The sequence below is a fragment of the Spiroplasma sp. hy2 genome (assembly GCF_044714365.1).
Classification (GTDB): Bacteria; Bacillota_I; Bacilli_A; order Mycoplasmatales; family Mycoplasmataceae; genus Spiroplasma; species Spiroplasma phoeniceum.
In genome coordinates this window covers 1-5681 of the sequence record NZ_RXFZ02000058.1, presented here as the reverse complement: position 1 = coordinate 5681, position 5681 = coordinate 1, and the positions used below count along the sequence as shown (strand labels likewise).

The 5681-nt window shown below is 30.4% G+C and carries 6 protein-coding genes; all 6 read right to left on the bottom strand.

The window, feature by feature from the left end:
- Positions 1–188: hypothetical protein (locus EHV01_RS02840; protein WP_422066113.1), on the bottom strand; the 188-nt coding region annotated here is incomplete at its 3' end.
- Between the two features lie 725 nt (positions 189–913).
- Positions 914–1585: a hypothetical protein gene (locus tag EHV01_RS02835; protein ID WP_422066112.1), complete on the bottom strand. Its 672-nt coding sequence runs from the start codon at positions 1583–1585 to the stop codon at positions 914–916.
- 147 nt (positions 1586–1732) lie between these two features.
- Positions 1733–2155 carry a single-stranded DNA-binding protein gene (locus tag EHV01_RS02830; protein ID WP_422066111.1) on the bottom strand — a complete coding sequence of 141 codons (423 nt, stop codon included), beginning with the start codon at positions 2153–2155 and terminating at the stop codon, positions 1733–1735.
- A gap of 40 nt (positions 2156–2195) precedes the next feature.
- Complete coding sequence (locus tag EHV01_RS02825) at positions 2196–2351, bottom strand: hypothetical protein (RefSeq protein ID WP_422066110.1); 156 nt, start codon at positions 2349–2351, stop codon at positions 2196–2198.
- A 51-nt stretch (positions 2352–2402) separates the two neighbouring features.
- On the bottom strand, positions 2403–2615 hold the full coding sequence (locus tag EHV01_RS02820) for a hypothetical protein (protein WP_422066109.1): 213 nt from the start codon (positions 2613–2615) through the stop codon (positions 2403–2405).
- 604 nt (positions 2616–3219) lie between these two features.
- A complete protein-coding gene (locus EHV01_RS02815; RefSeq protein WP_422066108.1) occupies positions 3220–5514 on the bottom strand; it encodes an adhesin in 2295 nt (764 codons plus the stop codon).
- Positions 5515–5681: the final 167 nt, after the last annotated feature.

The window sequence follows — 5681 nt, the reverse complement described above, 5'->3', positions numbered from 1 at the left end:
TKYSTTTTGAGCTCCCGCTCGGTTTGATAGTGTGTGATGTCGGTTTGACTACAAAGTCATTTGATGAGCATGTCTTGGTGTTGTAATTCATAATAATTTACTTTAATACTTTTTTTATGTTCTCGCCCTAAATGACTTTGTGCTTTACTCGTTAAAGTATAATAGTTTTTCTTCGGTAGCATGTCCACATTCAAAAACTTATTACTAACTAATTTCATAACAAATTTATATGTAATATTTTCTTTTTTATTCAGTAACAAGCTAATTTGTTCTGTGTTTAAGTAACCTCATCGATTAATTATAATTAATATTTTTTCTTGTTCACCTATAGTGTATCAGCTCCTTACTAACCACCCCTTTTATACTGGCAGGGCGGGGTTTTTTCTTTTAAGGGCATGGGCAAAAAGAAAAAAAGGAACTAGGTGGGTTTTTATTGGTTGTATTTSAAAAAAAAAAAACAAAAAAAACCCCACCACTGCGGAACACAAACATTAAGCCGAAACCCCGTGCTATCAACATCGTTGGGAGTGCGGGGTTTCGGGTGCTTGGCGTGCCAAAATGCTTGTCTTTCCGCAGTATAAGCAAGATTATTAATAAGTATATAAACTTACTAAATACTTAATATAATTATATATTAAAAGTAATATATTTATTAATTTTGATATAAAACTCCAATTAAATTTGAAAATAACTAGATTTTTAATTTTTATTTTGTTTTTGGATAGTATAGGAATAGTTTTGGAATTATATTGGAAGAAAATGGATAATAAAAATAGGTGATTTGCCAAACAGCAAAAAGGATATGATGAAGACCATATCTTGGTTTTGATTATTTGTTGTCTTGCTACAACTCTGGTTTTACGCAAGCTCTCTGCTTTTGTTGGTAGGGGAGTTGAAGAACTCGATAGGGGAGTTAGACTAAGTTGTCTAATTCCGCTAATAACTGATTGAGTTCTTCTTCAGATAATTTTGGTGGCTCGCCCTTGTTTTTTTCATACAAGGTGTTATAATCATCAACAAGAGAATTATTTTCTCTATTTTGATTATTGGCGTGTGCAGCAGAATGTTTGGCTTTGATTGAAGCTTGAAATTCTGCTTTTCTTTTTGCCATTGTTTGCAATTCAGTTTGATATTTTTTATCAACGTCAGCCAAAAATTCTTTGCGGTTTTTAAACTTACGAAGACGTGGCTCAACTGCTTGTCATTTTTCAAATTGACGATGTAAAGTATTTAAACGATGAAATTGATACATATTGGTTTTAATCATCGCGTCATATCCTGTTGCTTTAATGCGTGTTCCATCGGGATAATAAATATGATTTGTTCCAAAAACACGCACCCCAACATTAAACCAATTAGGGTCTGTTTTTGTGACATGGATATCTTTTTTGGCCACACTAATAAAGTTATCTCCAACTCGCACCTTATTTGATAAAGCGGTATGTTTATAGATATCTGATTTATGGACAAAAAAGTTACACATGTGTTTTTGATTGTCTAACTGGTTAAAAACTTTAAACTGACCACCGTGTGGTAATTTAACAAAGTGATAATTGAGTTGTTCAATTTGTTGTACTTTTTGCATAATATATATGCTCCTTTCTGCGGTTTTGAGCGAATTTAAACCCCTTATCAGCGTTGATATTTTCCAAAATGAATCATCATATTTATTATTTTGTTTGATTTAAACGATGATTTTAGGGTAAATAATATTAATGTTAATGTTTAAATTCTAATCTCATAAAATGGCATCATCACCATTAAATAATTCTTTAATATCTTCTGAACTATAATTTGCTTGTGCTTCGGCAATGATTTCATTTGCTTTTTCAAATAGTAAAATATCTTTTTTTAAATCATTATTTGTATGTAAAAATTCATAATTAGATACTTGTACTATTCACTGTGTTTTATCTTCTTTGTTTTTATAAGATTGTAAAATACCCGTAATTGCAATTTGGGAACCTTTTTGACAATATTTTTGTAAAATAGTTGCTTGTTTATTTCAAACTTGACAAGGGATAAAATCAGTTTCTTTTTGTGTTGAATATGGGCGTGTTATTGCCAATTGAAATATGGCATATTCTTTTCCATTACTTGTTTGTTTAATTTCTATATCTTTGGTGGTTCTACCAATTCCTATAAATTTATTCATTATTTCACATCCTTTTTTCCAAAATAAACAATAATCAGATTTAATTTGATTTACTGGACATTGACATTTTTTGCAATATTTCGCCATTATTAACCATATCTCAATTTGTAGCAATAATTTCACTATCAGTACTTAATAAATCATCAGTAAGTTCTTTTATTTCATTTTCAATTATTTGTTTAACTGTTTTTTCCATTATTAAATTTATCTTTTACTACTACTAAATAATTCATATAAATCTCCTAAATTATTGTTTTACTAAATTTGATATATTTATGTAAAAATAATGAAAATCACTATTTACTGATTGTTCAATAATTTTAATTTTACAGTCTTTAAAAAATTCATAATCTTTAAAATCTATTATTCTTCCTTTAAAAATAATATGTTGACAACTTCAAACTTCAATATTTAAATTTTTATTATAAATATCAATTCAATCTTTTAATTTATATGTCATTATTTTAATTCCTTTCTAATGAAATATTTAAATAAAAAAATAGGTAGATGACTTTTTTATCATTCTACCTATACACAAAAATTAAATAATGTTATAATTTAACCAAGAACCACCACAACTGTGCGGTTCAGGTAAATTATATATTAACCCTAGTTAAGTGGTATCCTAAACCCTTAATAGGTGTATAGAAGAATGACGTGCAAGTCATTTTTCTTTCTTTTTATTTAGTTGTATTTATTATAGCATAAATATTTACTATGACATTTTTAAAAAGTATAATTATTTATATTGTTGTGTAGAAAAGATAGTTAGAAAATTTTTAGCAGAAATTTTGGGAATAGTGCGTGGTTCTCTAACTATCTTTTCTACACAACAATTTTTTATTTTAAATAGCTATGACATTTTTAAATGATGTTGGCTTTATCTTGATCCACTTGTCGCTAGTAACATCAAATTGATCACCTCTTTTGTCTTTTTTGCATTGATTAAAGTAGTTTATAACTCGCACAACAGTTTTAATTATGCAACACAATACTCATCATATTGGCCGGGCAAAAAAGACAAATAAGAATCAGCACCACGAAGAAAATTGTTCAATTCATCTTTATTTATCTCCTTTTTGTTTTGCTTCTCATTCTTCATCGTCTTTTTTCATTTGAGCAATATCTTTTTCGGTTTTTGCCACAAAGGCTTTTTCTTTTTTCTCACGGATTGGTTTTAAAATAAACGGGTCAACCACAAATTTTTTAAACAACCACCCAAGAAGAGCAAGACCCGCCAGCGAACCAACACCAATTCCAAAGATAGTCCAAATACCCAAACCAGTTTTCTTGTTATTATCTGGTGTATTGGTGTTTTTTATTTGCAAGGTAAATTGTTCTGAAGTCGCATTATTGTATTTAACAGTAATGTTTACTTTGTCATTTGGGTTAAATTCACTTTGGTTTAATTCAAACGAAACTTTGTTGACATCATAATTGCTGGTATTTACATCAGGAATTTTGATGTCGTTTGGAATTTGTTTCTTTAATTGCTCTATAACTTGCTCTTTTGTCAACGGTGCTTTTGACGCCAATTTAGCATTGGTTTTAAACCAATCAGCAACAGCACTCGCAAATTGACTATCATTTACTAGTTGTTGTCAGTTTTTACTCTCTGCAAACAATTTATTTAGTTGACTAGCACTAGAACCACGGATATTGTCATGTCCATTTGCTTTTGCTCAAATTTCAAATTGTTTGCCATTATCAGTATTCCAATATTCTTTTATATCTTTTTTATATTCGTTTATTTGTAAATAAACATTGTTGGTATGACCTATGTTATCAGACAGTTCAACAACATATTTACCCTTTTTTGTTGCCAACTGTGAACCATCAAGTTTAATGCCACTTGTAGGGTCAATGTTACTTGATTGTGATGTTTTATTTCATTTATCATCACAACCATACACAACCCCAGTTATGACACTGCTTTCGGTTGGCTTTATCATTGTGATAACACTTTCACTATTTGTATGGTAGAATGTGTTAACTCTGTTTGTGATATTGCTTGTATCAATTTGACCAAGATAATCTTTTATTACCGTTGCGGTCGATGATGTTGGTGTTACATCAATTTTCAAATCAACCACCGTTGCCAGCACAACATTGTATTTAACATCAACTGAACCTTTGTAACTTTTGCTGTCTGTTTTTGCAGTTAAAGTTGCTTCGGTATCTGTTTTGTCAGTTATTTCAACTTGCGAAAAATCATCAATGACATTACCGTTTTTCTGATTAACCGCGGCAAAAATAGTATCATCGTTATTATCTAAGATATTTCCTAAATCAGTCGTTTTAATTAAATCACTTAGATTTTGTTGCACTGGTGTTGGTGGCGGGTCTATTTTCGCCTGCATAGAGACAATAATTTTACTATTATATTGTTTACCATCCAAAGTAAAAGTTACTTGTAAATTATGGTCGCGTGGCGCCGTTTCCGGTTTAACATTTATTTTTCACTGCTTATTTGTTTGTCCTTGTGGGACATTATCAAATAAAACTTTATCAATGTTTGAATTGGCAATATCAATGTTTAACTCCCCATCCACACTAAGCAAGTCGGGGCGAGTTCAAGTTTGCGTTTTCGTACTATCCACCAAAGTAAATTTACTTTGTTGTTTTACCCACGACAAAGCAGTTTGCATAAAATACGCACCATCACGGGCAAAGTAAATGTTATTATTTTTGTCAATTGCTAGCGATGAAACATCTTTACCAAGAAAATCATTAATTTGGGTTGGCACTGATGAACCTTTTTTTAGTAAATATAAACCACTTATTTTTCCAAAATAAACATTGTCGTTGTTATCAACAGAAACAGATAAGACTTTACCATTTATGCCGTCAATGGGAGTCGCTCATAATTGTCCTCGCGAAAACAAATGGACACTATCTAAATTTGAAACAACAAAATAAAGATTACCTTTGCTATCAACAGCAAGAGAAATTATTTTTCCAGTAATTCCATTTATTGCGATTGATCTTCCTGTAAATTGATTAAATACAAAAATACTACTACCTTTACCAAAATAAATGTTATTGCTACTATCAACAGCAACCGAATAAACAAACTCATCAATACCACTTATTTTGGTTGGTGTATCTGACCCAACAGACAATTTAAAAACTTCGCCATCATGGACAAAGTAAATGTTATTATTTTTGTCAATTGCTAGCGATGAAACTTTATCTTTTATATAGTTTATTTCTCTTATTGGTAGATAATCGTTGTTTGAATTAGATGTCAAAGTACTAACATCGCGCTTGACACGAGTTTGTACTATGTTCGCTAGCAACGGAGCGGGAATGCTTGCTGTCAATGTAGTTATGGTTAATATGTTTAGTAGTTTTTTCATTTTCTTTTTCCTTTCTGAATTCTCTTTTTAACAAAAAAAGAGAACAGCACCACCGCACTATTCCCACAAGACAATTTTTAACACATTTCACAAGCATACAAACAAAATACCCCAGTAAAATATGTTAAAATTGTCTGTGGAAACGCTAGGTGTTAACTAGTGNTRWW